Origin of the sequence: Aneurinibacillus aneurinilyticus ATCC 12856 (assembly GCF_000466385.1) — a bacterium.
In the GTDB taxonomy this organism is placed as follows: domain Bacteria; phylum Bacillota; class Bacilli; order Aneurinibacillales; family Aneurinibacillaceae; genus Aneurinibacillus; species Aneurinibacillus aneurinilyticus.
Genome location: NZ_KE952824.1, coordinates 1 through 1,084, shown reverse-complemented (window position 1 = coordinate 1,084; position 1,084 = coordinate 1). Strand labels below are relative to the sequence as shown.

Here is a 1,084-nt window from a genome sequence, read left to right as displayed (position 1 = left end):
GTCGAGATAGAACGTTTCAGACTTTAGTGAGGAATGAAACGATTCGATCGGGGCATTATCAGCGGGCGTTCCCTTACGGGACATACTCATGGTAATGCCTTTTTCTTTGACTTTCTGCTGGTAAGCGTACGACGTGTAAACGGAGCCTTGATCGCTATGCAGCGTACATCCTTCGGGTAAACAAGGAAGTTGATTCAGGGTATCTAAAATAAAGTTTGTATTCTGGCAATCTCCAATCGTATACGCAATGATTTCACCGTTAAACAAGTCTTGTATACTTGAAAGATACAACTGCTTCTGACCAAAAGGCAAGTACGTAATGTCTGTGACCAGTTTTTGAAGGGGAAGATCCGCCTTAAAATCACGTTGTAACAGATTGTCAGCGATATGATAAGGCTGTCCCGTTTTCTTGCGTTTCTTCACTTTCACGCGGCATTGCCAGCCATATTTTTTCATCACACGCTGCACGACTTTATGATTCACATGGATTTCCTCATTGAGTAAGGCTGTGATTTTGCGATAACCATATCGGAATTTCGTACTTCGGCATAACTCACCAATTTTACGCTCGATGACATGTACAGACCTTTCGTTTTGGAGATTCTTCTTCCAACGATAATAAGTGGATCGTGGGATGCCAAGATGCTTGCAGATCTCATAGATGGGTATGGCCTCTTTTACTTCCTCCACCAATTGTACAGCTATTTCTGGTACCACTTCCTCTCCAACTCTTTGTACTTTTTTAGGACTTCAATCTGTTGCCTTAAATACCGATTTTCAGCCTGTACCCTCTCCATTTCTGTTTCATACTTCGGCCCTTTTCCATAGGAATACTGCTTCCCCACAGGTTGTTCAAAGCGATGCATCTCCCCATTTTTATACCACTTCATCCATGTTTTTAATTGCGTATAATTTCGAATGTTTAGTTGTCTCAGTACTTCTTTGACGGGAACCCCGGCTATTCTCATTTTTACCGCCTTTACTTTTACCTCTGCTGGATAACTTACTCTTGTGCCCATAGAAAAAACACCTCCAAGTTGGTAGTAGGTACTCTATACCCAGTTTTCAACGTAAAGGTGTTTTT

At 41.9% G+C, this 1,084-nt stretch carries 1 pseudogene; it reads right to left on the bottom strand.

Annotated features, from left to right (window positions below):
- A pseudogene (locus HMPREF0083_RS15445) lies at window positions 1-1,019 on the bottom strand (IS3 family transposase); the annotation flags it as partial.
- Window positions 1,020-1,084: the final 65 nt, after the last annotated feature.